This is a genomic window from Paenibacillus sp. LS1, from assembly GCF_026013365.1.
Lineage (GTDB): Bacteria > Bacillota > Bacilli > Paenibacillales > Paenibacillaceae > Paenibacillus.
Genome location: NZ_JAPDOE010000008.1, coordinates 74,763 through 101,275, shown reverse-complemented (window position 1 = coordinate 101,275; position 26,513 = coordinate 74,763). Strand labels below are relative to the sequence as shown.

At 48.1% G+C, this 26,513-nt stretch carries 24 protein-coding genes; 10 read left to right on the top strand and 14 right to left on the bottom strand.

The window, feature by feature from the left end; genetic code table 11:
- Positions 1 to 47: 47 nt before the first annotated feature.
- From OM416_RS23380 to OM416_RS23350, 7 genes are all read right to left on the bottom strand, one after another.
- The gene (locus OM416_RS23380; RefSeq protein WP_264933488.1) at positions 48 to 233 is read right to left on the bottom strand and encodes a hypothetical protein; all 186 of its coding nucleotides are present in this window, start codon (positions 231 to 233) and stop codon (positions 48 to 50) included.
- A gap of 422 nt (positions 234 to 655) precedes the next feature.
- On the bottom strand, positions 656 to 1,414 hold the full coding sequence (locus tag OM416_RS23375; protein ID WP_264933486.1) for a nucleoside phosphorylase: 759 nt from the start codon (positions 1,412 to 1,414) through the stop codon (positions 656 to 658).
- Between the two features lies 1 nt (position 1,415).
- Positions 1,416 to 2,087 carry a sulfite oxidase-like oxidoreductase gene (locus tag OM416_RS23370; protein ID WP_264933484.1) on the bottom strand — a complete coding sequence of 224 codons (672 nt, stop codon included), beginning with the start codon at positions 2,085 to 2,087 and terminating at the stop codon, positions 1,416 to 1,418.
- A gap of 47 nt (positions 2,088 to 2,134) precedes the next feature.
- On the bottom strand, positions 2,135 to 3,058 hold the full coding sequence (locus OM416_RS23365) for an ABC transporter permease (RefSeq protein WP_074093220.1): 924 nt from the start codon (positions 3,056 to 3,058) through the stop codon (positions 2,135 to 2,137).
- Entirely contained in the window at positions 3,042 to 4,109 is a 1,068-nt protein-coding gene (locus OM416_RS23360; RefSeq protein WP_062837193.1) for an ABC transporter permease, read from the bottom strand. The genes OM416_RS23365 and OM416_RS23360 overlap by 17 nt, the downstream gene beginning before the upstream one ends.
- The gene (locus OM416_RS23355; RefSeq protein ID WP_264933481.1) at positions 4,106 to 5,605 is read right to left on the bottom strand and encodes an ABC transporter ATP-binding protein; all 1,500 of its coding nucleotides are present in this window, start codon (positions 5,603 to 5,605) and stop codon (positions 4,106 to 4,108) included. The genes OM416_RS23360 and OM416_RS23355 overlap by 4 nt, the downstream gene beginning before the upstream one ends.
- A 114-nt stretch (positions 5,606 to 5,719) precedes the next feature.
- Positions 5,720 to 6,751, bottom strand: a complete 1,032-nt coding sequence (locus tag OM416_RS23350; RefSeq protein ID WP_264933479.1) for a BMP family lipoprotein — start codon at positions 6,749 to 6,751, stop codon at positions 5,720 to 5,722.
- A gap of 277 nt (positions 6,752 to 7,028) precedes the next feature.
- On the opposite strand from OM416_RS23350, the gene OM416_RS23345 reads away from it, so the two are divergent.
- The 3 genes from OM416_RS23345 (at position 7,029) to OM416_RS23335 (ending at position 11,647) form a co-directional block, all read left to right on the top strand.
- Positions 7,029 to 8,450: a hypothetical protein gene (locus tag OM416_RS23345; protein WP_264933477.1), complete on the top strand. Its 1,422-nt coding sequence runs from the start codon at positions 7,029 to 7,031 to the stop codon at positions 8,448 to 8,450.
- A 241-nt stretch (positions 8,451 to 8,691) separates the two neighbouring features.
- Positions 8,692 to 9,282 (top strand): DUF5317 domain-containing protein, encoded by a 591-nt coding sequence (locus OM416_RS23340; protein ID WP_076332627.1) that lies wholly within the window; start codon positions 8,692 to 8,694, stop codon positions 9,280 to 9,282.
- 532 nt (positions 9,283 to 9,814) lie between these two features.
- Positions 9,815 to 11,647, top strand: a complete 1,833-nt coding sequence (locus OM416_RS23335; protein WP_264933474.1) for a diguanylate cyclase — start codon at positions 9,815 to 9,817, stop codon at positions 11,645 to 11,647.
- A 133-nt stretch (positions 11,648 to 11,780) separates the two neighbouring features.
- Here the strand turns inward: OM416_RS23335 and OM416_RS23330 are convergent, their stop codons facing one another.
- Entirely contained in the window at positions 11,781 to 11,948 is a 168-nt protein-coding gene (locus OM416_RS23330; RefSeq protein ID WP_167350943.1) for a hypothetical protein, read from the bottom strand.
- Positions 11,949 to 12,253: 305 nt separating this feature from the next.
- Here OM416_RS23330 and OM416_RS23325 point away from each other — a divergent pair, with 305 nt between their 5' ends.
- The 4 genes from OM416_RS23325 to OM416_RS23310 all read left to right on the top strand — a co-directional run bounded on the left by OM416_RS23325 (position 12,254) and on the right by OM416_RS23310 (position 16,891).
- The gene (locus OM416_RS23325) at positions 12,254 to 13,084 is read left to right on the top strand and encodes a sensor histidine kinase (RefSeq protein WP_264933472.1); all 831 of its coding nucleotides are present in this window, start codon (positions 12,254 to 12,256) and stop codon (positions 13,082 to 13,084) included.
- Between the two features lies 1 nt (position 13,085).
- On the top strand, positions 13,086 to 13,742 hold the full coding sequence (locus OM416_RS23320) for a response regulator (RefSeq protein WP_264933470.1): 657 nt from the start codon (positions 13,086 to 13,088) through the stop codon (positions 13,740 to 13,742).
- A 198-nt stretch (positions 13,743 to 13,940) separates the two neighbouring features.
- Complete coding sequence (locus OM416_RS23315; protein WP_264933468.1) at positions 13,941 to 15,656, top strand: copper resistance CopC/CopD family protein; 1,716 nt, start codon at positions 13,941 to 13,943, stop codon at positions 15,654 to 15,656.
- A 458-nt stretch (positions 15,657 to 16,114) separates the two neighbouring features.
- On the top strand, positions 16,115 to 16,891 hold the full coding sequence (locus OM416_RS23310) for a YcnI family protein (RefSeq protein ID WP_062837184.1): 777 nt from the start codon (positions 16,115 to 16,117) through the stop codon (positions 16,889 to 16,891).
- Between the two features lie 235 nt (positions 16,892 to 17,126).
- Here OM416_RS23310 and OM416_RS23305 read toward each other — a convergent pair whose 3' ends face one another.
- From OM416_RS23305 to OM416_RS23290, 4 genes are all read right to left on the bottom strand, one after another.
- Entirely contained in the window at positions 17,127 to 17,399 is a 273-nt protein-coding gene (locus OM416_RS23305; RefSeq protein WP_264933465.1) for a hypothetical protein, read from the bottom strand.
- A 53-nt stretch (positions 17,400 to 17,452) separates the two neighbouring features.
- Entirely contained in the window at positions 17,453 to 18,742 is a 1,290-nt protein-coding gene (locus tag OM416_RS23300) for a hypothetical protein (RefSeq protein ID WP_264933463.1), read from the bottom strand.
- A 31-nt stretch (positions 18,743 to 18,773) separates the two neighbouring features.
- Entirely contained in the window at positions 18,774 to 19,055 is a 282-nt protein-coding gene (locus tag OM416_RS23295) for a hypothetical protein (RefSeq protein WP_264933461.1), read from the bottom strand.
- Between the two features lie 383 nt (positions 19,056 to 19,438).
- Positions 19,439 to 20,695: a DUF445 domain-containing protein gene (locus OM416_RS23290; RefSeq protein WP_264933459.1), complete on the bottom strand. Its 1,257-nt coding sequence runs from the start codon at positions 20,693 to 20,695 to the stop codon at positions 19,439 to 19,441.
- Positions 20,696 to 21,027: 332 nt separating this feature from the next.
- Here OM416_RS23290 and OM416_RS23285 point away from each other — a divergent pair, with 332 nt between their 5' ends.
- Positions 21,028 to 21,855 (top strand): aldo/keto reductase, encoded by an 828-nt coding sequence (locus OM416_RS23285; protein ID WP_264933457.1) that lies wholly within the window; start codon positions 21,028 to 21,030, stop codon positions 21,853 to 21,855.
- An 87-nt stretch (positions 21,856 to 21,942) separates the two neighbouring features.
- On the opposite strand, the gene OM416_RS23280 is transcribed toward OM416_RS23285, so the two are convergent.
- A complete protein-coding gene (locus OM416_RS23280) occupies positions 21,943 to 22,404 on the bottom strand; it encodes a cupin domain-containing protein (protein ID WP_169480886.1) in 462 nt (153 codons plus the stop codon).
- Between the two features lie 257 nt (positions 22,405 to 22,661).
- Between OM416_RS23280 and OM416_RS23275 the strand changes: the two genes are divergently transcribed.
- Positions 22,662 to 23,513, top strand: a complete 852-nt coding sequence (locus OM416_RS23275) for a helix-turn-helix transcriptional regulator (RefSeq protein WP_264933453.1) — start codon at positions 22,662 to 22,664, stop codon at positions 23,511 to 23,513.
- 170 nt (positions 23,514 to 23,683) lie between these two features.
- Here OM416_RS23275 and OM416_RS23270 read toward each other — a convergent pair whose 3' ends face one another.
- A complete protein-coding gene (locus OM416_RS23270; RefSeq protein WP_264933452.1) occupies positions 23,684 to 25,297 on the bottom strand; it encodes a glycoside hydrolase family 28 protein in 1,614 nt (537 codons plus the stop codon).
- 454 nt (positions 25,298 to 25,751) lie between these two features.
- On the opposite strand from OM416_RS23270, the gene OM416_RS23265 reads away from it, so the two are divergent.
- A complete protein-coding gene (locus OM416_RS23265) occupies positions 25,752 to 26,504 on the top strand; it encodes an amino acid ABC transporter ATP-binding protein (protein WP_303048971.1) in 753 nt (250 codons plus the stop codon).
- The last annotated feature ends 9 nt before the right edge of the window (positions 26,505 to 26,513 follow it).

Genomic DNA, 26,513 nt, shown 5'->3' with positions numbered 1-26,513 from the left:
GCTAAATTTATCTTCATACCATCAAGCCCACATAATGCTCATATTGTTTATTTTTTCGAAGAAGTAGTTCCTTCATTAAAAGCAACAGGTGATGGCTTCGCCGCCCATTCGTCCGCCTGCGGCTCAATGTCCACTCCGCTTAGAATCTTCTTTTTCTCCATCAAGGAATCCCCGTCTTCATCCAGCTTGTTGCGAATTTCCGCCTCGTCCTGAGGTTGATTGTTCTGTGTCATCGTACAGTCCTCCCTTTTTCGTGTTCATGGTTGATGTTCCTTTATATAACGTGCCCATTTTCTGCATTATCATTCTCCATGAGGGACAGGCGTCAGAGCTAACGAATCGTACACACCTTATACGAGCAAATATAGGCGAAATGAAAATGTAACGAATCTCAGACACGTTATATCAAAGTAATTCATCGAATTGGTTGGAAAAAAGGGGCCTATCCAAGGCTTTAGCGTGCCTACAATTCGTTAGAATTTCACACTTACGATTTCCGCCCGAATAAGACGTGCTGAGTTCGTTAAGTGGATACACTCTCTTTAAAGCACAAAAAAAGGCATCCCACTGGTCATTTTCATGACCTTACGGGTTGCCCTCTTTCCTTATTGTCCACATCAGGTGGACGTTTACCGATTAAATTACTAGCTTCGTATTACGCTTGATCCTGACGAGCAAGCACCGCTAGCGCACGCAGAGCGGCATTAATCTCGTGCTCCACCGCTTGTCCAACCGCATCCGTATGCGGATCATACTCGGCAGCCAGATCGCTGTCTGCGAATCCATCGATCGCGACAATGGCTCCGGCGCGAGCACCACGCAAGGTGCTGACGATGTAGAGGGCCGCAATTTCCATCTCGGCCCCAAGCGCTCCAGCCTGCTTGTACTTGCGGTGTGGAATCTCTTCCACGCCTGCAAAGAACGCATCCAGCGTTACGGTGATACCAACGCCCACTTTGCCTGCAAAGGTTGCAGCATCTGCGCTCTCCTGCTCACGAGCAGCCTCGACCAGCGCTTGCGTCACACCTATATCCGCTACTGCTGGGAAACCATCCGGCACCAGTTGGCGAGTCAATCCGTCTGATCGAACAGCGGCTGTACTCACAATCACACTACCTGCCGGATAATCGGCTGTATACGATCCCGCGGTACCTACACGAATCAGAGTCGTTACACCCGCACGGATCAATTCTTCGAAGCAGACAGCTGCTCCAGGTGAACCTACACCATGGCTGACGACAGCCATCTGTACCCCTTCATATAAGCCAACAAACGTACGATACTCCCGACTGAACGCCAGTTCTTTCACCTGCTCCAGCTTGCGGGAAATCTTCTCTGCTCGTGCCGGATCACCACAGACGATGGCGTATGCCGGCATATCTTCCGAATGAATCTGCAAAATAGGCATCAACATATCAATCAAACTCCTTCTTCGTCCACTCGTCTTCCGGAATCGGAATATCTTCACCCGAGAAGCGTTGTTCCTTGAACGGATCGGCAAAATGGTGGAAACCATTCACTTCCCAGAATCCGTTCCGGTCTTCTGTCATAAACTCCAGACCACGTATCCACTTCGCACTCTTCCAGAAGTAGAGTTGTGGCACGACCATACGGAGCGGAAAACCATGCTTGGGCGTTAGTGGCTCGCCGTTATATTTGAATGCAAGCAATACATCATCATGCATCAATTCTTCGAGCGGTACATTCGTCTCATAATCATGATCCGCATGGATCATAACGTATTTCGCTTCCGGTTTAACCCCCAGAAGCTTCACAAAATCGGAAAAGCGAATCCCTTCCCACGGCGTATCGAATTTCGACCAGCGTGTGACACAATGAATATCACTCACCGTGTTCACCTGGGGCATCGCCTGCAACTCAGCTAGGGAGAAGACCTTCTCCTCTTCCACTTCGCCGAATACCTTCAGATCCCACGTGGACAGGTCATATTCCGGCACTTCCCCTTCATGCAGAATTGGGAATTTCTCCGTCAGCATCTGTCCCGGCGGCAGCCGATCTCCGTGATCGTTGCCTGTTTTGGGTGCCGGGCTTTTACTTTTTTTCAACCGTTCAGCCTTGTTATGCAAGTGGAATCCCTCCTTCTTTTACTGTCTCTAGCATAGGCATTCAGGAATTAACGCGAGCTTCCGCCCGCTTTCAGTGCATCCTGTGCATAGGTACGGTCTTTGAAAAAGAACATCGCGACCAGCGTCACAATATACGGCAGCATCAACGTGAAATGCGTCGGCAGGGAGAATCCTTGCAGACGAATACTCAATGCTTCCATGAAGCCGAACAGCACACTGGAGCCCATGACGCCAAGCGGATTCGCTTGCCCCAGCATCGTTGCCACCAGCGCAATAAAACCACGACCAGCAGTCATGCCTTCGGTAAACATCGTCACCTGACCGAGCGACAACTGCGCTCCAGCCAGAGCACACAACACGCCGCACATCAGAACGGCACCATACTGGATGCCACGTACCTTGATCCCAATGCTCTGTGCTGCAATCGGGTTCTCACCGACCGAGCGCAGACGGAAGCCAGATACACTTTTGAAAAGGTAGAATTGCAGTCCAATCACGAGCACAATGCCGAGGTAAACCAAGGGACTATGTCCTGATAATACATCGCCTAACCACGGAATGTCCTTGATCAGCGGGATATCCCACTTGGGAAGTCCCACCATGTCTTTGTCGTAGTATGCACCTTTTACATCAAAAATCGCACGAAGTGCAAAGGTCGTCACCCCCGCAGCCAGGAAGTTGAGCGAGATCCCGACCACGATGGCGTTGGCCTTCAGATTAATACTTATAAAGGCAAAGAGCGCCGAGAATAACATCACAATAATAATGGAAAAGAGTACAGCCAGCAGCACATTGCCAAACAGATAATTACCGACAATGGCGGAGAACGCACCGATCAGCACCAGTCCTTCGAGACCGACGTTGAACAGACCGACACGGGAACATAAAGCCCCACCGAGCGCTGCAAGCAGGATTGGAGTCATAATCCGCAAGGTTGAGCCAAACATGGCTGCATCAAACAGTTGTTGCATTGGACTTTTTCTCCTTTCTCCGCTTCAGGAATGAATAACCGATCTGAGCTGATACAAATAACGTCAATACGGCCTGGATAACACTGCCGACTTCCAGCGGCACATCCGTATTCCGTTCCATACCCATGGCACCTGTCTGTAGCGCAGCGAGCAAAATGGCTGCCACAGCTGTACCAAGTGGATGCGAGCGGGCAAGCAGCGTCGCCATAATGCCGCTCCATGCGTAACTTGCAGATGACAGCGAGCCATCAAGGAAACGGTATTGTGTACCAAGCACTTCCCCTGCACCCGCGAGTCCAGCAAGTCCGCCACTGATGACCATGGACAGCATCATCATGCGAATGCGGCGAACACCGCCGTAGGTTGCAAAGGACGGATTGCTGCCGAGCATGCGAATCTCGTAACCAGTCACCGTTTTGTGCGTGAACCAGTAGATCAGAATAGCCGCTACAATGGCAATGATGAAGCCTGCATGCAGTCCCATACCCTGAAACAACTTCGGCAACCAGATGCTCTGATCGATCATCGGAGTCTGTGCCATTGCTGCAGATCCAGTCCGATCCTTGAATGGATAGGAGACCATGTATCCGCCAAAATAAATGGCAATATAGTTAAGTAGTAGAGTTGTGATCAGCAGGTTCATCCCGAAGCGTGCATCCAGCCAGCCTGCAAACAGAGACCAGATTCCCCCGGCAACAATACCTGCCACAATCGCCGCAATACACACGAACCAGCCTGGCCCTGGCAGATAGAGCGCCGTAAGCGCAGCACTGAGCCCGCCGAGAATCATCTGGCCTTCGGCTCCCATATTGAAAAATCCGGCACGGAATGCAAGCGCCACACCCAGTCCTGCCAAGATAATTGGCGTGGAACGAGCCAACGTATTCGTGAAGAAATAGAAGTTGCCGAAGGCCCCTTTCCACATCTCCGCATACGTATCCACCACATTACCGCCAACGATCAGAATCGCCACAGCCCCTGCAAGCAGACCGATGAATACGGCAAGCAGCGGCTGCACGAGTCCGCGAAGTGTTTCTTTTACCCGATTCATATCCGCTCTTTCCCTCCTGCCATTAACAAACTGATCTGTTCCTCAGTCGCTTCCTCTGCTCTCAATTCTCCGGCAATTTCGCCTTCATACATGACAATAATTCGATCAGATAATTGCAAAATTTCGGACAATTCCGATGAAATGAGCAGAATGCCCGCTCCCTCACTGCGTTTACGCAGTAATTCAGCATGAATCGTCTCCATGGCTCCGATATCCACACCACGAGTCGGTTCGGCTGCAATCAGAAACGGTGTATCCTGTGCAAATTCACGGGCTGCAATCAGCTTCTGCAAGTTTCCTCCGGACAGAAACTGTGCTTTGGTCTCCGCAGAACCTGTCTTGATGCTGAACTGTTTGATCCAGCTCTCTACCATAGTTCTTGCTGCTTTGGCTTTGATAATGCCACGTGACTGCAAGCGATGATGGTGTCCCATCAGTCCATTCTCGCGAACGCTTGCGTCCTTGGCCGCTCCCCACATATAACGATCTTCCGGGATATGAGCAAGTCCATGCTCCCGAATGCGCCGTACAGGCCAGTTCGTTGTATCCTGGCCTGAGAGCAAGACACGACCATTGTCTGCCTTACGAAGTCCGGCAATAACCTGAATCAACTCAGACTGGCCGTTACCGGAGATACCCGCTATACCAACAACCTCGCCTTTTCGTACCTCCATGTGGATGTCCTTGAGCGCCGAACGATCCTTCGCTCCAGACAGATTGACTCCTTTGACCTGAAGCACCGCTTCAGCTGGAACCGATGGCTGCTTGTCCATACGCACAAGTTCACGACCAACCATCAGACGAGACAATTCCTCCACATGTGTATCCTTGGCTTCCAGCGTACCTGTCACCTGACCATCCCGAAGCACCGTAATTCGGTCAGCTACATCCATAACTTCTTGAAGCTTATGTGTAATCAGTACAAAGGTTTTGCCCAGTTTGGCGAGCGATTTCATGTTCGCCAACAACTCTTTCACTTCCAGCGGTGTTAATACCGCCGAAGGTTCATCCAATATAATGATGTCTGCGCCCTGATGCAGCACCTTGAGAATTTCAACACGCTGTTGCATACCAAGCGGGCACTCGGAAACTTTTTTCCACGGGTCAACTGGCATGCCATATTGTCTGCCAAGCTCATTCACCTGAGCCGCTGCTTTTTTGCGGTCAAATGCACCTGCCTTAGCCGGTTCGCGTCCGATCACGATGTTCTCCGCCACCGTAAAGGAAGGGAACAGCATGAAATGCTGGTGCACCATGCCGATGCCGCTTGCCATCGCCTGGGACGGTGTTGCAAAGCTCACCTCACGTCCACGAACTTTGATTGTGCCTGACGTGGGCTGTTCCATGCCGTACAACATGCGCATCAGGGTTGTTTTACCGGCTCCGTTCTCACCTACCAGGGCATGAATCTCTCCCTCACGCAAATTAAAACGGATGTCACGGTTGGCGGTGAAGTCGCCGTACTTTTTTGTAATCTGCTCCATCTCCAACAGCATATCTCGCGTCCGCTCCCCTCGGTCTCGGTCATTTAATAGCAGCAAAACCGGCTGCCTGATCGGGCAGCCGGCTGATCAATTCCATCACTCATTCATTGAAAAGAACATTCAAAACTATTGTTGCAATGGATCTTTGACTACAATTTTGCCGGATACGATATCATCGTTGATTGCTTTAACTTGGTCGATCACTTCTTGTCCGACAAAAGCATTCAGCGGAGATTCGCTATCACGAGTAACGTAAGTCAGGCCTACACCGTCTTCTTTCAAACCGTAGTTAACAGCGCCTGCTTTGAAGTTGCCTTCTACGAAATCTTTCACGGTCTCATAAGCAACGGTATCGGTTGATTTCAATTGAGACAATACGATATGTTCCGGGTCTTCAACTGTGCGGTCCGTATCCTGACCGGAAGTATAGAAGCCTTTTTCTTTCGCTGCTTCGAACACGCCGAGATCGCCTACAGCGGATGCGCCAGCGATGAAGTCAGCGCCTTTGCCGAATTGCACCAGCGCCAATTCTTTTGCTTTGGCTGGGTCATTAAATCCACCTACATAGTTCACGAAGAATTCTGCATCCGGATTAACGGATTCCAATCCAGCTTTGAAACCTTCCGTGTATTTCTTGATCAATGGTACATCCATTGCTGCGATCATGCCGACTTTATCTGTTTTGGTGGACAATCCAGCAGCTGCACCAAGCAGGTACGCCCCTTCATATTCACGGAAACCAACGCTACGAACATTAGGCAGATCAACGGTTGTATCTACAATGGCAAAGGACTTGTCCGGATTTTCTGCAGCGACTTTCTTCAATGCATCTTCTGCCTGGAAAGTGGCTGTGATAATCAGATCATAATTCTCGGCAACCGCAGCACGCAGATTTTGTTCAAATGCTGCCGGGTCTGTCGATTCAATCGTCTTGGTATCTACTTTGAATTCTTCGCCTGCTTTTTTGAAGCCTTCATCCATCTGTACAAAGAAAGGGTTAACCCCTATTTTTTCGGGAAGTACGAGGGCCATCCGAAGAGATTTCTCCGAATCACTGCCTTGGGCGGATTGTTCGTCTTTGGAAGCCGAAGTTCCACAAGCTGCCAACAAAATAGCCAACATAATGATCGATAAGACGAACGATAAACCTCTTTTCATTTTGAAAATACCCCTTTTCAACATTCTTTTTTCTTATCCTAGCGGATACTGTCGATCCTTGTCAATAAATCTTTGAGCGTATACACTCAATTAGAATATAATTGACGATTTACTTTCTTCCAAGCTCTGGAAACCGCTCTGTATCAAGCTTTTTTTTCGTTGACATCCAGCGCGTCTCCGTGCTAAAGTCAATCCAATTATTCTATTCATATAGGATTTGTCAGAATTATAACCCAAAGCTGATTATTTTCCAACCCATTTTAAGGAGGCTATTCATTTGAAAAAAATCACCCAGATCACACTGGCGGCCCTGCTCGCCGCTCCGGTAACACTCGGCAGCCTAAGCTTGCCCGCTTCTGCTTCTGCAGCATCTGCAACTCCGGCTAAACCAACCACCTCACAAAGTGTCAAAGGACCGGTAGCCCAGGCTCCTGTTGCTTATACGGAAAGCGCAGCGGATTTTGCTCAATTCTTGCAAGCGAAATACAGCATTCAATTGCCGCAACAGATTACCAAAGGTGACTTCATTCAAGCCATTGCAGCCATCACGACAGCAGCTCAAGCAAGCGACAGTGAAGCCAAAGCTCCAGCCTTTACCGATCTGGTCTCTGGTGATTCTTCCTATGATGCTGCCGTATCCTTATACAATAATGGGGTTCTTACAGGTACAGAAGTACGTGCCAAGGATCAACTGAGCACTTATGCAGCTGTCTTCATCGCGGTAAAAGCAGCTGGATTCAAGGAACTGGCTTATACATATCCTGCAGAGAAAACAGCTAAAGCACTTGCCAAGGTGGGCATTAACCCGAACCGTGTTCAGGGACAAGCCGCACAGGAACTGGCTGCTGCGATCGATACAGGCCTGATTCCCGAAAGCCTGTACCCTGCTCTCCTTAAGGGTGGCGTAGCAAGTAAAGATTTCGCTAATACGCTGCTTGGACGCGTCCTGATCAGCCAAGGAAAATATAAACACGAGATTGGACGTTCCGGCGATGCAGACATCTACTCCAAACTGTATGCTGCATATCGCACAGCGGATCTGATTGAGTCACCTGAATTGAGAAAAATTGTGGATCAGGCCCTTCGAGATGATCTCGTAACAGGTTACAACCTGAAGGATAGCCGCTTTGATTCCAACTTTATCGATGAGCTGACACTTACTTACGGCCACGATAATATCCAGCACGCTGTACAATTGATTGGTTTGCTGCGTAGCGAAGGTATTGATGCTGATGTGCAATTCCAGCCGAAGACATCTGCCTTCATCTATTTGAAGGAATGGGGCGAGCCGAAAGAAACGCCTGACTATAAAGTGACACAGATCGAGAATGGCAACTATATTGCCTCTGCGAAGGAATATGACATTCAATTCGAGTTCAACAATGTGGCAGACAAAGTTCGCTTCAACGACATTGTTCTGAAATATGCCAAAAAGAACAGCGATAGCACATCTCCACTGATCCTTAGCTCCTGGTGGCAGCCGCTGTATTATTCCCCAACTGCTTTGGCGAACTATCCGGTCATTTCCAATAATAAGATTGCGCTTGGCAATTACTATGCTCAGTCCTTCTCTCTGAAAGAGAATGCCAAAGCCATTCGTGAAGGCTTCCTGAAGCTAGCGCCTGATGCGGATATTACGACTTATGACTTCTGGGTGGACCAGCCTTTCTTCAATTATCTAAACGGTGGTTCCGAATAAAATAAATTCCATCTCCAACCGAATTAAAGCTCGTATTTTGGCATCATAAGTAGCCGTCTTTACCGAATCTTACAAGGGTTTCGACCTATAGGTTCGTAAAGACGGTTTTTTATCTAGTATTTTTCAAATTTCTTCCTAATATTCATTTTTTCCATGCAGGAATTACCAATATAAGGTCGAATGTCTTAAGTACATAAACACGCAATCATTTTGCACATTTCCGAACGAACAGGGGTTACACATGGTATACGACGGTATTCTGCTCGGTTTGATCGTTGGATTTTTTCGGGGCGGGTTGCGGCACGGGCTCAACCAGTTTGCAGCTCTCAAATTGAGAAGTGGCTGGATTTTCCCTGTATTGCTGCTAATCCAGTTCTTTATTTTCTATTTGCAGGAACGATTCGAATGGGTGGCTTCCATTAATGGTTACCTCTTTGCTGCCGTCTACATTACAGGGCTCGCTTTTCTGTGGCTCAACAGACACCATACCGGTTTCATGCTCATCTGGATTGGGGTGTTTCTCAATTTTGCCGTGATGGCTGTCAACGGTGGGCGCATGCCGGTTTCTGTGGAAGCTTCAGCTGTGTTGGGACCCTATTATGTAGACATGCTTCGGGAAGGCGGAGCCGTATCGAAGCATTTCATGATGGATGCGTCTACACACCTACCTTTTCTCGGTGATATCATCCCGTTGTCCAGCCCTTATCCACGAACTCAGGTGATCAGCATCGGTGATGTGGTCATGAACGTTGGCATATTCCTGTTTATCCAGTACATGATGGTGAGTCGGGACAAAAAGGCTGTTCAACCGGCTAAAACTCATCAGGCTTGAAGAAGATCAGTCAGACTCCAAGGAAGGGAGGTCTTCTCCATGAAAAAATTTGAAGGTGTGAAATATTCCCGCATTGTCATCAACGCAATCATCGTGGCTTCTGTCGTTGTGGCATTAACTTCGGGATACAAGCTGGGCGGCTAGTATCCATACCGCCAAACAAGACAAACAGGCTGCCCGCGGCCTGTTTTTTCTTTCTGGATTTTTGGTAGTCAACTTGATATGTTATACATCTATATAGTATACCTCTATACCAGCGCACCAATTATATATTGAACTGAACATTTACACGAAAACGGAGAGGACAGAAATAACCTGAAGAAGCGAAGCGTTCGCCTAAAAGCTTTCTAAAAGAAAGCTGCATCGGAAGCATATGCTATCCCGGGATTTTCCCTTTTGGAAAAGAAATCAAAAAATCTGGGGATAACAGCGATCGGAAGGTTGTTCTGTCATCGAAGTGTAAGTGTTAATACCTATCAGCTCAATTTATATACACATCAAGAGTAGACTAAACCCAAGCAGGAGATTTTTTATGAACTTTATTCGTAACCTTATCCATAAGGCAGATCGAAGCAGTCTGTATGTTATTTTGCTTAGCTGCACCGGTATCGGTGTTTTTCTGTACATGAACAAATGGTCTTATCTTCATCTATCTACGTCAGATTGGGTTATGGTCTACACCATGCTGGGTGCGGCGTTGATTCTGGATTATTTCACGTTCCAGATTCCACCCAAAGGCAATCAGCAATCCATGGACTCATCGGTGTACCTTGCCTGTATATTCATGTTTGGCGGAGCATTCAGTCTGTCCGTGCTGCTCCCTGTCTCCATCATCCTGCTCATCAAAGAGCGCAAGCTCACCTGGTGGAAACACATTGTCAACTTCAGCATCTACAGTCTTATGATTACAGGAGCAGCTGCCGTGTTTGAGTGGACGGGTGGTCAATCGGGTACGTTGAATGGATATAACCTGTTTCCTTATTTCGCAGCGCTCGCAGCCTACTTCATTATTAACACGATCACGCTCGGCTTGTTCTTTCATTTCTCGACGAAGGATGCATTACAGCAGATGAAGCGGGCATTCGTTACCGAATCCCTGCTGGTTTATCTGTGTACGCTGATTCTGGCGCTGGTCCTGACCATTCTGGTTGTGCACAATGGCGTACTTGGCCTGTTGTTGTATCTGAGTCTTAGCATTCTGCTCTCCCATGCATTCAGGCAGTTGTTCGTGATGTATCAGACGATTGAGGAAAAGGCCAACACGGATCAACGTACGGGTTTGTTCAACCATAGTTATTTCGAAAGCATGTTAGAGAGTGAACTGACTAACGCTCGAACGCAGGGAACCCCGCTCTGTCTGGGACTACTAGATATCGATGATTTCAAAAAGTATAATGACCGGTTTGGTCACCTTCAAGGTGACAGCCTGTTAGCCCTGCTGGGGGATTTTCTGATGCGAAAGACGGAAGGTACACCTGTTACCGCCTTTCGTTATGGCGGGGAAGAGTTCACGTTGCTCATGCCAGGCATGGAGTTGGACGAATCCTACAAGTTCATGAACAAGCTGCGCAAGCAACTGAACGATACACCGTTTGAAGGCGTTGAAGTGTTTCCGCACGGTTGTCTCTCCTTCTCGGGCGGCGTCGCACCCTATCAGGTGGATATGTATAACAAATCCCAGCTCGTGGATCAGGCCGATAAAGCACTGTATTATGCGAAGAAACAAGGCAAGAACAACGTGCACCGTCACGGCAGCAATGATGGTATGGAGCACGAGATTGATCTGGTACAGGATGTTCGTGACATCGAGCAGCAGCTCAATCTGTTCAGATACAAGGATATGGATACGTTCAAACATTCCAAACGGGTTTATAAATACGCACTGGATATCAGTGAATTGCTCAAGCTGGACAATGCGGAGAAACGGCGTTTCGTGCTGGGGGCATTAATTCATGACATCGGCAAACTGGAGATTCCCTGGTCCATTCTCAACAAGAAGGACAAGCTCACCGCTGAAGAATGGGAAACAATCAAAGGGCATGTCACTTGGGGCAAAAAAATGGTGATCACGAACGATCGCTTCGCCGATCTGATTCCGTATATTGAGCTGCATCACGAGCGCTATGATGGCAAAGGCTATCCTTATGGTCTGAAGGGTAACGAGATTCCTCGGCTGTGCCGGATGTTGACCGTCATCGACTCCTTTGATGCCATGACGACAGAACGCCCGTATCAGGAGACGAAGAATGTGGAGGAAGCCATTCGGGAGCTACGCGCATGTTCGGGATCACAGTTCGATCCGGAGCTTGCCGAGTTGTTCATTCGATATATTGAGAAAAGAACCGCTCAGCAACAGTTGCTATAAGATGAACGAAACTTCTTCTACATCCCCTTAAAAAGTCAAAGCGCTATCCCCGGTCTGATCGGAGATAGCGCCATTTTCATTTTCATGGAATGAATCGTACACCAGACAACTTCATTCTCGTGCAGATTCTACATTAAGATTTGGTATTCATCTCATGCGAGGTCTGATGCAGCTCTTTAATCATCTGCTGCAAAAACATGTTGTCTTGGCGACTGATACCGTGCTGATTGTCTTGAACAAGCATCTGATGAATGTTCTTTTTGAGCAATTCACTGCGACGTTCCAATACTTCTTGACTCATGTTGTTGCGTCACTCCTTAACATGTTTTGTAATGAATTCACGTTCTATATTAAGTATAGAGGACCTTCTCCCATAGGGAAAACGGACTCAGCCTTCCTCAGCTGGATACACCAACCCTCACCTAGCGTGACAACATTTCACCCCTTGTCGTTCTTAGATATCCTTCTAAATACTCCCTGATCCTCCCCAGGTTTCTCCAAAGACATAGACTAGGGTCTTGGACAAGCTTGCGTTATAATGGTCCCATCACTGCATAATTAAAGTACGTTATTCAGCTAATCCTAGATCAAAGGAGTTCTGCATTCATGTCCTATAAACAAATCAAATGGATGATTCTGCTGATCCCCACATTCACAGTAGGCATCTGGGAATATATTCGCCATCAGTTCCTGATGCCGTATCTTTCGATGGATGCCGGAAACTGGCTAACGCCCGTCATCGTTTACCTCGTCAGCGTGACTCTGCTCAGCAGATTGTTCCGCATGCTTGAAGGTGCCAGGGCTGCTCTGGAGCAAGAACGTGCTGCCAAAGCCGCACTGGAAGCCCGCGATCAATTGGCCAGAGAGCTTCACGACGGCATATCCCAATCCCTTTTCCTGCTATCGGTAAAGACGGATAAAGCGGGCCGCAGTCTGGCCGGAAGCGGACATGAGCATGAGATCCAGGAGATTCAAAAAACGGTGCATGAAGTCAATACATATGTGAGGCAAGCCATTGCCCAGTTGCGTTATGTTCCCTCCTCTACGGCGGCACCCGAGATTATCTCACTGCATGCGCAGGTTGAAGTGCTCGTCAAGGAGACAGTACCTGGCGCACAGATTCACTGGGATCTAAGCGGTGTAACGTTCACTGCCAAGGAGCAAGTGGAACTGCTGGCCTGTATCCGGGAGGGTTTACTAAATGTACGCAAACATGCGCAGGCTACCCGCGTACAGATTCATGCGGAGGGTAACCCGATTGCCTGGTTCATTTATATTCAGGATAATGGGAATGGACTAAGTGGAGATCCTCTTCATCTGAAGGATCGGTACGGACTGCGAATTACGAAAGAGCGTGCTGCCGAGATGGGTTGGTCTTTTACCCTCGATTCAAGACCGGGGCATACACGAATGACGATTGGAAAGGAGCATGCCTAACATGGAACATGTACGTGTATTGGTTGTTGACGATCATGCGCATGCGCGTGAAGCGATTTGTAGCATTTTATCCGAGGATAGCCTGTTTGAAGTGATTGGTACAGCTTCGAATGGACAGGAAGCGTTGGAGTTAACCGGACAATGGATGCCTGACCTGATCCTGATGGACGTGCAGATGCCTGACATGGATGGGCTGGAAGCTACCCGTCAGATCAAACTGCGATTCCCCTATGTTATTATCGTGATGGTCACGGTATCGGATGATGTGACCTTTCTGTTCGAAGCACTGAAACAAGGTGCTCAAGGCTATTTGCTGAAAAATCTAACGCCTTCCACCTGGCTGGAGTACCTGCGCGCCATCGTCAGTGACGATGTACCACTCAGCAAGGAACTGGCCTACCGGATTTTGCAGGAGTTTCCCGCGCCACGCAGTGAAGATGTGCAAGACAACCCGCTCACGGCACGGGAGCTTGAGATATTGCAATGGGTATCCGCAGGATATACCAATCGGGAGATCGCCGATCAGCTCGGCATTTCCGACCAGACGGTGAAGAATCATTTGAAAAACATTTTGCAGAAGTTGCAGCTTGAAAATCGGGTACAACTTACCCGCTATGCACTAGAGAGCGGGCTGGCAGGGCGCAAGCTTCGCAAATAAACTCGCTGCTTCGAAATGGAATGCATAGGTGCGGAATGTCATAGCATTCATGCTTTTGTCACAATTATGCAGACCAAATCGTTTTTTTATAGCCCAATGTAGTCATACGCAGTCATTTTGGACAAAGTTATAATGGGTTAGATTGTGTTCCAAACGCCATGAGTGACTATAAATCTATAACCTGAGGGTGATGATTTTTTGATTTTTACAAGCTTTACCCTGAAATGGGGCAAACGGCACTGGGCATTAGTCACCTGCCTGATGCTCGTGTGCTGCCTTGTTATGCCACAGTGGGCATCTGCCCATGCTTATATTGTTAAGGCTTCGCCTGGAGAGAACGAGATACTCGTAACTGCTCCGGAGCGGCTGACGCTGGAGTTCAACGAATCCTTGCAGACAGCCTTTTATGATATCAAAATTACCGGACCTGACGGCACTCAGGCAGACGATGGAAAGGTGCAGATTGATGCGGAGCGCCCTCATATTCTGGAGACTGGCCTGCAGACCGGACTTGGCAACGGAACATATGCCGTCAACTGGAAGGCTGTATCTGCCGATGGGCATCCGATTCAGGGAGTGTATGTTTTCCATATCGGTGAACCTTCTGGATCGCCTGCCGGGCTGAGTGATCTTACATCCGGTTCCGGTTCAACAGGTGGACCGCTGAAATGGATCGTATCCCTAACCGACTGGATTCAGTATCTCGGACTTTCTGTCATTCTGGGTACACTCGCGTTCATGTTGCTACGGATCGCTCCGACTTCCATGACAAGAGAACCTATGGACGTTCCGGGGAGCTACAGACTGTTGTGGATCAGCTATGCTGCCGCTTCTTTTGCCGCTCTGGTCAGCCTGCCACTGAACACGTTATACGAATCTGGCGTGGCGCTGGGTGAGCTGAGTTGGGGACTGATCGGAAGTGCGCTCAAGCTGACATCCTTTGGCCAGATCTGGATGGTACAGATGCTGGTCGTGATGCTGCTGGCAGTCACCATTCTATCTGGATATGATCGGGATCGCTCCATCCGTGTGCGCATCTGGTCCTCCTATGGCTCACTTGTGCTCGTGCTCGGCTGGTTGTTCACACATGCCATGACAGGACACCCGGCTGCTGCCGATCAACGCGGACTCGCCATTACCATGGATTTCGTGCATCTGATCGGTGCCGCTTTCTGGATTGGCGCATTGACGGCCATGGCGATATGTCTGCCTCCACTGGCGGATAAGCTGCCATCGAAGGTTCGAGGAGAAGTATACTGGGTTGCCATTCGCAGGTTTACCGCCTGGGGGATTGGCGCCGTAGCCGCTCTGGTCGCTACAGGAATATACAGCAGTCTCATTATTCTGCCTGCACCCTTGCTGACCTCCTTGTTCACTACAGCCTATGGTCTTGTCCTGATCGGCAAGATTGTCCTGCTAATTGTGATGCTTGTCTTCGCATGGCGTCATGCCAGACTGGCAAGAGCTGCAATGGGAATCAGATTATCCGGTAGCCTGAAAGCCGAACTTGCCACCGGCGCTGTAATTCTCGCTTTGGCTGCCGTGTTGACCCACCTGTCTCCAGGGCAACCAGCAGCAATCGGACCGTATCAGGAGACGAAGACTACAGAAGATGGCTCAGCGATCACACTTCAGGTGAGTCCCAATGTAACGGGAGAGAACCAATTTGAAGTGGACGTCAAAAGTGCAGATGGCAGTATCGTCAAAGATCTGGAACAGATCACCCTGTCACTCACACATCTGGACATGGATATGGGGATCTATGAGATCACCATTCCGAAAAATGACACCGGCGTGTACAAGGCTGAAGATTACATCTCCATGCCTGGACGTTGGAATATCAAGGTACATCTTCTGACCAAAACGTTGGATGCACTAGATGCCGAATTTGAGATCGACACCGCCAAGCCGTAGTTACACAACGTTCAGATTGAAAAGTGACCCAATCTAAAATTAGTGTTTCTACAAACTGCAAATGTAGTGAAGGGAACGAAATTGATTCTGGAGAAGCAATCGCCTTTATTCCCGGATTTCAACTTATTACTATATAAATTGAACTATTTTTTACACTAAAACGGAGAGGACAGAAAAAACCTGAAAAAGCGAAGCGTTCGCCTTTATCACCAGATTTTCCCCTTTGAGAAAAGGGAATCAAAAAATCTGGGGATAACAGCGATTGGAAGGTTATTCTGTCATCGGAGTGTATGTGTAAACCGTATTTAGTTAAATTTATATAGTTGCCTAAAAGATCCGGGAATAACGGTGATCGAAAGACCATTCGTAACCGAAACGGCGCCTTTGCAGAACGTAGACACTCATTTAAGAAAATGGGCCGCATCATATATGATAAGAACTGAGAGGGGTTATTTATTTTGAAGAAAACATCATGGATTTCCAAACTAACATCCACTATCGCAACAGGTACCGCAGCATTCATGTTATTCGCCGGATTCGCGAGCGCTCACGTTACCGTTAGCCCATCCGTTGCACAGACAAGCGCATGGCAGACGTACACCATTAAGATTCCATCCGAGAAGGAACTGCCTACGACCAAAATCACCATGAAAGTTCCAGAAGGTGTTGCATTCAAGCAATACCAACCACTGGCAGGCTGGAAAATCACCACCGAGAAGAACGATTCCAATGAAGTAACATCGATTACGTGGGAAATTGACGGCGATAACGAAGGAATTCTGGCAGGACAATTCCAGCAGTTCAACTTCGTTGCACAGAACCCAACGGCTGAAGCTGAAGTGGCTTGGGATGCGTTCCAATACTACAGCGACGGCAGCATCGTAGAATGGACAGGCCAACCAAGTGACGCCAACCCGCACAGTATTACAACGATTAGCGAAGATCCAGCTGCTGCTGGTAATGCTGCGGCAGGTGGAGGTCATGCCAACGATGGACATGATAGTGCAGGTACAGAAGGAGCCGCTGGGGATAATGCAGCTACCGACGATAGCAAAGCAAACGATGACACCACACTCGGCGATGCACTCAATGACACCGTTACAGGTGAGCCGAACAACACGGATACAGACCCGGGTACGCTGAAGCTTCAACAAGCAACATTGATCGTATCCATTTTGGCCCTGATCTTGTCCTTCTTGGGGATCGCGTTGGCTACACGTCGCAAAAAACGTTAAGAACTAACGTTAAGTTCACGATAACTTGAGACAAATTCAGATAACAAAAAAAAGCCTATGGCATACGGGATCCAACCCGTTGTGCTATAGGCTTTTTTTGGCTATGTGCAATTCTTTGTTTGGCTACCCATGTTCATTTCACTCCATGGGTTACGCACTCAATCATGCCTCTCCACTGTCACACTCATCTTAACGCTGATTGCCATCCGCAATATGACATCAGCCTTACCACTCTTTAGCGTTGCTGATCCGTCTGGATCATAATCTCAATGTATTGCAGCAAGCTTTTCTTCTGCTGTTCAATGGATTGAATGCGTCTGGACAGGCCCGCAAAAAACTCTTCAATCTGCTGCCTTGTATGATCTGCAGACTGCCCTTTCCAATCGTTTAGGCGACTGTATAGCGCCCTCGCTTCCTGCTCATCGGCTTGCAGACGGGCAAGCAGCTGTGTCAGTTCTTTTTCCGCAATCCGAAGATCATTCAATTCCACCAGCAATTGTCCACCCACTCGTGTTCCCTCCCCCTATGTACGTGATATCAACGCTAACCTAGGAATCCTAATTAAAAATGAACCGGACTTTCGTCCGCCTGCCGGAAGGCATCCGCCTTCTCATCGATAAAGTTCAGGAACTGGCTGGTGTGTTTCATATGCCATGTGCCAAGCTCATGAATGGACGCGTCCAATTGGGTGACAATTGGCTCCAGTCTGCGACTGCGGCTCGTATGCAGGTATTGAGCCATTCGGCTTCGGACCTGATTCAGCTCCGCATTACATTGCTGTGCATTTTGCTTCCACCGGGATGCGACACTCTTCAGTTCTTCCGGCGTTACCTGAATCAGACCGGAAACTCCTCCCACGGCACCCACACCTGCAACCATCTTATTGGTCTGCACTCCAAAACTACGCATAATATCTGCAAGCTCCGTCATGATATTGGAAGGCTCACGAGGCGTTTTATTGATTTTTTCACCAGTGATAGGGTCGTACAGATCATTGGAAATATAACCATTCTCAAACTGATACTGCTTCAGGTCGTGGTACTCCTTACCACCAAAGGTGTTATTGATCTTATCCAACATGCTCATGCTGCCGTTCATGTCTTCATAATTGGAGTTGATGTAATACATGGAACCAACATGGCGATCATAGCCACCAAAGAATCCACTGGCAACAAAGTCACCCGGGTGACCGAAATTTGTGATCTGACTATCGAATCCGCCCTCTTCTGCCTTACGTTTCAGTGATGGAGTCAAGCTGGATATGACAGATGGCGCACTGAAGGTTACTGCTGTCATTCCCGTATGCGCTGCTGCATACTGGGCATTTCCGCCGCCTAGCGAATGACCGGTCAAGGAGAAGTCCAAATTCTTGTATTTGTTCTGCATATCCTTTGCGTAGTCTTCTGCTTCATACATTTGATTCGGAAAAGGATTCAACTTTTTATCAAGCTGTCGATCAAGCTCACCCACTGCATTATCCAAATGGGTCAATCCGGTGACGTCTTTTACCTTTTGAATGCCACCTGATAACCAATCCGGTGTGAAATCGGTAGACTGTTCAATTTTTCTGCCCAGTTCCGGGATCGCAATCTGACCATCCGCCAGAAAATCAAGCCCTTTACGATCCCATCCGGCACTTCCCTCCGTTCCCCGGTAAGAAATGACCGCCTGATCCGTTTCCGGATTGTAAAAAGTTACAGCATCAAACCCGGAATAACCATTGCCATGCGTATCCTCAAGCACTTGCCATCCTGGTAGATTCGCATATTCGGTGCCTGCTTTAGCATTTTCGTAAGCCAGTTCCGACATCAGTCGGTATGTTTCATCATCAATTCGTGGTGTATCGCTCATGTTATGTTCACCTCCAAAGAATCAATACAATCTACTTGGCAAAAGGATCATAGCCCTTCGCAATAATGGCTGCTTTGATTGCAGGGCTCATACCAAAATTTTTGATTTTCTTATCGGTATAGTCATATGAAATGGTAAACTCTTGTTCTTCTTGCTCGACCACGTGCCCTTCCATTGCAATAGAATCAAGTGCCATTTCGGGCAGTAACTCCTTGCTGGTAATAACAACATTCAGCTCATACTTGTCTTTGAAATAGTTTACTGCTTTTGTTTCTGCTTCCTGAAAAAGTGCCTGTTTCTCGCTTTCCTTCATGTTCTGACAACCTCCCAAAATAAAGATAGCTAGCGTAATTAAGAAGAATACACATACCCTTTTTTGTATTGGCCCCATACCCATCACCTTCTTCTTATGATTTCAATGTATATGTGTACCCATAGAATCAGGAATATTCACTCATTCATGCCTTTACCTTGTGTTACCTGAATCATAGTACAAAATCAACATCGCCACATCGGCTGAGAGCATCGTTTTTATGTATCTTTCTTCCTAAATGATTCATACGCGTGTTCGCGTGTATATTACCCGATTTCCTGAATTTTGCATCATAATTCTATAGAGTATTGTGCTTTTTCCGATTCACGACAAAAAGAGCCTGCTCTTCGATAGAGCGGCCCTTTTTATGCCATGTTGAACTATTATGCCAATGCCATCTGTAGCGCAGTCAGCGCAATCCCGATAACAAATCCGGTAACGGCTCCGTTGATCCGAATCCATTGCAGATCCTGTCCAACCTTATCTTCAATCATCGAAACCAAAGTGGCATTATCCATTTTGTCCACATTTTCGCGCACCAGTTTACCGATTTTGGAATGGTTTTTCTCCAGCAGTGTAGTAACGCCATCCACAATCTTGGCATTCATACCTGTCATCAAATCGTGATCTGCCCGCAGATCAACCAGTACCCGCTCAATGGCAGGCAGTGCATACGTATCTACATACTGTCCATCTTCCATCGCGGCGAGCGCCTTGTCTCTCAGTTCGGTGAGTTTGTTCAGCACCGTCTCCTCTGCGTTCCAGCCCTCCAGCATATTGTTCTTCCAGCTATTGATTCCATCTTGCATAGCCTCGCTCATTGCCAAACGTACCGTCTGGGTACGTACCATATCAAGCACCTTGTACCTTAGCGCGCTGCCTTCACGTTTCATATCCTCTACCCGATCGAAGAGATATCCTTGTAAAATGCCACCCAGGCGCTCCTCGTTCATATAACCAAGGAATGCATTCATCGCAAACTGCATTAACCCGTTCATCTGAATACCGCTGATGGCTTTCATGCCGCTTTCACCCAAAAACATGATCGTCTCGGGCTTAACGAGCCACTCTTCGGCTTGCTTCAGTCCGTAGTCCAACGCTTTGGCGTCATAACCCCGCTCCGTCATCTGGTGAGCAGCCCGTTCCAGAATCGGCGCCAGATCAAAGGCACCCGCCTGTGACTTGATCTCACGCGCTACAAGGGGAGCAATCTGCTCTAACGGCAGACCCGCCAGAATTCGTTTGCAGAGCGTATCAATCATCGTCTTGATCCCGTCATTGTGAAGCTCACGCGTCAATGTATCGAGCACCGTCTCTGCTGCTTTGAAATCTGCAATTTTCTCGGTGATGCTGTCTTTGTTGAGTAGGTTATTCTCTACTGCGGAGACCAGACCTTCGGTCATTTTATTCCGATTTTTTGGCAATAAAGCCGTATGCGGAATTGGGATACCCAGCGGGTGACGGAATAGCGCCGTAACTGCGAACCAGTCCGCCAGTCCACCCACGAGTCCCGCTTCAAATGATCCTACCAGCAACTTGCCCACGGGAACGCCTTGGAAAGGCAAGGATGCAGCAAATCCTGCTCCCATCACCACGAGAGACCAGGCTGCTGCTTTTTTGGTTTGTTTAGGTTTAGCCATTGTATTCTTGCTCCTTTATCGTTAATCGTACGGCCCGGCCTGTACCCGATTCCGCACTTCTTCTTTTCTTATGTAAACTCTCCATAGCAAAGTCTTGACTTCCATATATCGTATACTTCATCTTATCACCCACAAGCGTCAAAACCAAACCTCTGGTTGAAGAAAAAGGATAATCACGGCGTTTACTTCCCGAGATGGATCGTGTTCTTTTCCAATACAAGGAAGTTTTTAGTATAATCAATCAAGACGGCTCTTCGATATCGATTGGCCGCGGAACAGCAGGGTAATTACATAGTGGAACAATGAATCAATCAGAGGAGGAATTTCGGACCATGAAACACGTGCAGGACACAACCACGCTCTATAACGGAGTCAAAATGCCATGGCTAGGTTTTGGGGTGTTCAAAGTTAAAGACGGAGACGAAGTCGTTCATGCTGTCAAAACGGCCATTCAAGCCGGGTATCGCAGCATCGATACAGCCAAAGCGTATAACAACGAAACGGGTGTTGCTCAAGGTATTCGTGAATCCGGAGTAGCCCGTGAGGATCTGTTCATCACCACTAAAGTATGGAATAGTGATCAAGGATATGAATCCACGCTAGCTGCCTTCGAGGCAAGTATGGAACGACTCGAACTGGAGTACCTGGATCTCTATCTCATCCACTGGCCGGTCAAAGGCAAGTACAAAGATACATGGCGAGCGCTGGAGAAGCTCCATAAAGAAGGACGCATCCGCGCGATCGGTGTGAGCAATTTCCAGATTCACCATCTGGAAGACTTGATGATCGATGCCACGATCAAACCAGCAGTTAATCAGGTGGAGCTTCATCCACTACTGATCCAATCAGAGCTTCGTGAGTACTGCAACAAACATCAGATTCAGATCGAAGCCTGGTCTCCCCTCGGACAAGGTCATCTGATGGAGCATCCGTTGCTTCAGGACATCGCCGCCAAATACAGCAAGTCCCCCGCACAAGTAATTCTGCGCTGGGATCTGCAGAACGGCATCGTGACCATACCGAAATCCGTTACGCCGGAACGTATTCACGCGAATGCCGATCTCTACGATTTTGAATTAACTTCGGAAGAAGTAGAGCAGATTAACGGCCTGAACGAGAACAAACGCTTTGGTTCGGATCCAGACAACTTTAACTTCTAACTACATCATTCAAATAACTAAAAAATCCCGATTCGGATGCCCTGAGCATCTCGGATCGGGATTTTCATTTCTCATATCAAGTACTTACTATTCTCCTTTGGATACCAGCTTGAAATCATCAAAGTGGAAACCTGGCGCTACTACGCAAGTTACCAGTACAGGCTCATCGCCCAGCGGGCGTGCTGTCTGCCATACGCCGGCAGGAACGAGCACCTGTGGTGATTGTCCTGCAGCAATATCCATTCCCAGAACGAGAACTTCCTCGTTCTCCGGGTTCTCCCCGTTGCCGCCCAGCTTCAGTTCAACTGGACTGCCGCTGTGCCACAGCCAAAGTTCATCGGACAGAACCGTATGCCACTCGGAGATCTCATGTGCGTGAAGCAAGAAATACGTGGAACTTGCCGAGAATCGTGGGCCGGAGTATGCATCCGGCAGAACGGATTGAGGAATCTGATAGGATGCCTTCCATTCTTCCTTATACCAACCGCCTTCAACGTGAGGTTGCATATTGAGCGCAGCAACCAATGGCGATAATTCATGTGTCGTCATAACCTGTTTCCTTCCTTCCAAATCATATTCGAGACACTCCTTAACCAGAGTTTTGCCTCTCTCTCCCTACTCTAAAACATCATTCAAGTTTTGTCACCTTGACAGCGCACATGGGCCATGCCAGATTCGTTCTCCCGGTATTTAACGATATGATTAAAGAAATATTTCATTTCCAATGATAGCGTTTACAAAAAGATGGATTTTCCGTTATGATATGGATATCGTTGTTAATCCGTGAAGCAGAGGGGTGCTGTACCATGAGTCTCATAGAGGATCGGATTGGACCCAAATATCGAATCGGGGAACATTCATTTACCATTGAACATATGCGCAGACAGGATGGGAACGGTATGCCACAGCCTCATGCTCATCCGTTCTATGAACTGTATTATCTGCTTGAAGGTGAGCGGGTCTACTCCATGAATGGTCAGATTTTATCCGCCCGCAAGGGTGATTTTATTCTGATCAATCCACACGATGTACATACCACCTCCAAAGGAAGCATTCCGGGATTCGAACGGATTCTAATCGGTTTTTCGCCTGCTTTTGCGACGGGGATGGAACTCGGCATATGTGGCCTGCTGCCTTTTAATTGCTCAAGACTCCTTCACCTGCCTGAAGCGGAACAGCCCGAGATGGAGCGCATATTGTGGCAGATGCTGCAAGAATGCAAAGAGCGCCGCCCTCACTATGAGATCGCGGTCAGAAGCCTGCTTGCCCAACTTTTGATTCGTATTCATCGGGTGGAGGAGGTCATCCGGCAATCATGCCCAGGTCCGTTGCATCCGATGCAGGACAAAATCAGCGAAATTGTCACTTATGTAAATAACAACTATACGGAACCACTTACGCTGGAGGGTGCAGCCAATCGTTTCTATATCAGCCCATCCTATCTGAGCCGGATGTTCAGCCGATTTACCGGGTTTCGGTTTAGCGAATATTTGCGCGTTGTCCGGGTCCGGGAAGCACAACGAAGATTGCTGTCCACACAAGAGCGTGTCCAGATGATCGCAGAGAAGGTAGGATTTGAGCATACGGCTCATTTTAACAAAACATTCAAACAGGTCACCGGTACAACACCGCTGCGCTATCGCAAGGAACACCGGTAGATCCTTAAATAACATCATATAGAAGCCGAGTGGATAGCCTTGCTCCAGAGATTACTCACCTCTTATAGCGAGAAGCGCCTTGATTACTGGATCTATAGCTACGCCACTACGGCTGAATTGGACCAACTTTTATAAACCTAAATACATACCGTTTACCTGTTACACACCTTTTACCTGCGAATGATCACACCACTTCGTACCTCAGGACCAACAGAGATCTGACGACCGTCTGTGTCGGCATCCCCTTCACGACATACAATGCCAGCGGACTCGTGTCCGGTCACCATCAGAAGGCGGCCATCTGCACCCTTGCCTTTAATATCTTCCAGCTCTGCCCCTTTGCACTGATGCAAATGAATTAGCGGACCTTCCGTGATCTGCGCCTGTAATTCAGCGATATGCAGATGTTTCGCATGACCACATTGAACACCACTGCGGGCTTGCACGTTGTAGCGCTCGATTCTAACGCCATCCAAAGGCAACTCCGGCAACCCACTCACGAGCAATGCAGTGTCGGCACCGGCACAGACCACATCCGATATTCGAATATCCCGGAACACTGGCGTCTCTTCGCTAATCTCCTGAGACAGATCACTGCCCCGGGCAGACCCTTCCTGATTCGCATAGAAAAAGGAAAACGAGATCGCTTCCATAATGATATCTTTCATATATATACGCTCAATCTGAATATCCTCAACCACCCCGCCGCGTCCACGTGCGCTTTTGAAGCGAAGTCCAATGTCCGTTCCGATAAACGTACAATCCGACACACGCACATGCCGTACACCACCGGACATTTCACTGCCAATGACAAAACCGCCATGACCGTGATACACCGTGCAATCCCGAATGGTGATGTACTCGGATGGGAGACCAAGTTCACGACCTTCGGCGTCCTTGCCTGATTTCAGACAGATCGCATCATCACCGACATCGAATACACTCTTCTCCACCACCACATGACGGCAGGATTCAATGTCCAACCCATCTCCATTCTGTGAAAACCATGGATTCCGTACACTCACGTTACGAATGGTTACATGCTCCGATGCCCATGGGTGTAGATTCCATGCAGGCGAGTTCTGGAACGTTGGACCGTCCAGCAATACCCGTTTGCATCTGCGCAAGCTGACCATGTTAGGGCGTAGAAAGTCTCTGACTTCTTCATAAGATGCCACGTCACGTACTTGCTCCTGATGCAAACGATTCGCAATGGTACCGCCTTCACGTGCAGATGCGGATGGCCACCAGATCTCTTCATCTCCACTGGATTGCTCAACAACGCCACCCGAGTCAACCAATCGGTTCCATTGTGAAGCGGTCATTTTGGAGCGTTTCACCGGACGCCACGCTTCCCCGCCACCATCCCATATCCCCTCACCAGTAATCGCAATATCCTCCAGTTGATCCCCATCGATCGGGGATTGGCAACGTACCACCTGCCAGCCTTCGAAGCTTGACGCAATTAATGGGTATCGATCAAAATCTCGGCTAAACGTCACCAGTGCCCCTGCTTCCACATGTAGTTCGATACGGCTACGCATTACAATCGGGCCTGTGAGCCATACCCCGGCAGGGATTACGATTCTGCCACCTCCTGCTTCGGCACATGACGCAATGGCAAGTCTGAACATCTCCGTATTATCCGTTACACCGTCTCCAACAGCTCCATAGTCTGTAATTTGAAATTCCTGAGCAGGAATGACAGGCAAATTAACTTCATAAGCTCGAACATCGGACGGAGCACTTGCTCCTGTCGATAATGGGGAGTGATATGTATTCATCGTGCAGAATCATCCTCTCTACTTGTAATGTATCGTTATGGGATCAATATTTCGCTACGACCTTCTTTTTTTACGTTCAGACAGGTGCTCTCCGCTCCATCATATCAATGGCATGATGCACAGGGTTGAGCTTTTTTGCCATGTACGGTTAGAACTTGATGGAATTTGTTCTGTTGAACAGAGTCATAAATCGAACATCACTTTCAGTATACTCTATACATCTATTCCAAAGGTTGGTAAATAACTAGGAGATTAGATTCATTTTTCTGTCAGGATTCGTCACAAGAGATTTAATAACTTGACAGATATATAACACAATTACTGGCTATAGCCCTAGAAAGACCATTACTTATGTCATGTTTTATCACAAACCAATTGCCATAAGCAGGATGACTATGTATGATTAAATAACTAGTTTCAATTAATTCCTTATTATTCCTTTTCCACACAAACGTTGCAGAAAGGATGGGGTGTACTCTTGATTGAATTTAGGGGTGTCCAAAAGCATTTCGGTCATTTTCATGTCCTCAAAGATATCCATCTTCACATTGAAGAAGGAGAGGTCGTCGTCATTATCGGACCTTCCGGCTCGGGCAAAAGCACATTACTCCGCTGTATTAATCGTCTAGAGACCATTACCGAAGGTGAACTTGTCGTCAGTGGGATCCCTCTACATCAGAAAAAGGTGGACATTAACCTCTTCCGCCGTGACATCGGCATGGTATTTCAACACTTCAATCTCTATCCTCACAAAAAAGTCATCGATAACATTACCCTTGCACCCATGAAGGTGCGCAAACAACCCAAAGAACAGGCAGCATCAACGGCAATGAAGTATCTGACCCGGGTAGGCATTGCCGACAAAGCAGACAGTTATCCCTCCCAGTTGTCCGGTGGACAGCAACAACGGGTAGCCATCGCCAGGGGACTCGCCATGGAGCCCAAAATCATGCTTTTTGACGAACCCACCTCTGCACTCGATCCCGAGATGATCGGGGAAGTCCTCGATGTTATGCGCTCCCTTGCCCATAATGGCATGACCATGGTCGTCGTTACCCATGAGATGGGATTCGCCCGCGAAGTTGCCGACCGGGTCATCTTCATGGATGAAGGCCGAATTGTAGAAGAGGCCACCGCCGCTGAATTTTTTGACAACCCCAGAGAAGAACGAGCACAGCAATTCCTGAGCCGTCTGATTCATCATTGAGAATAATCC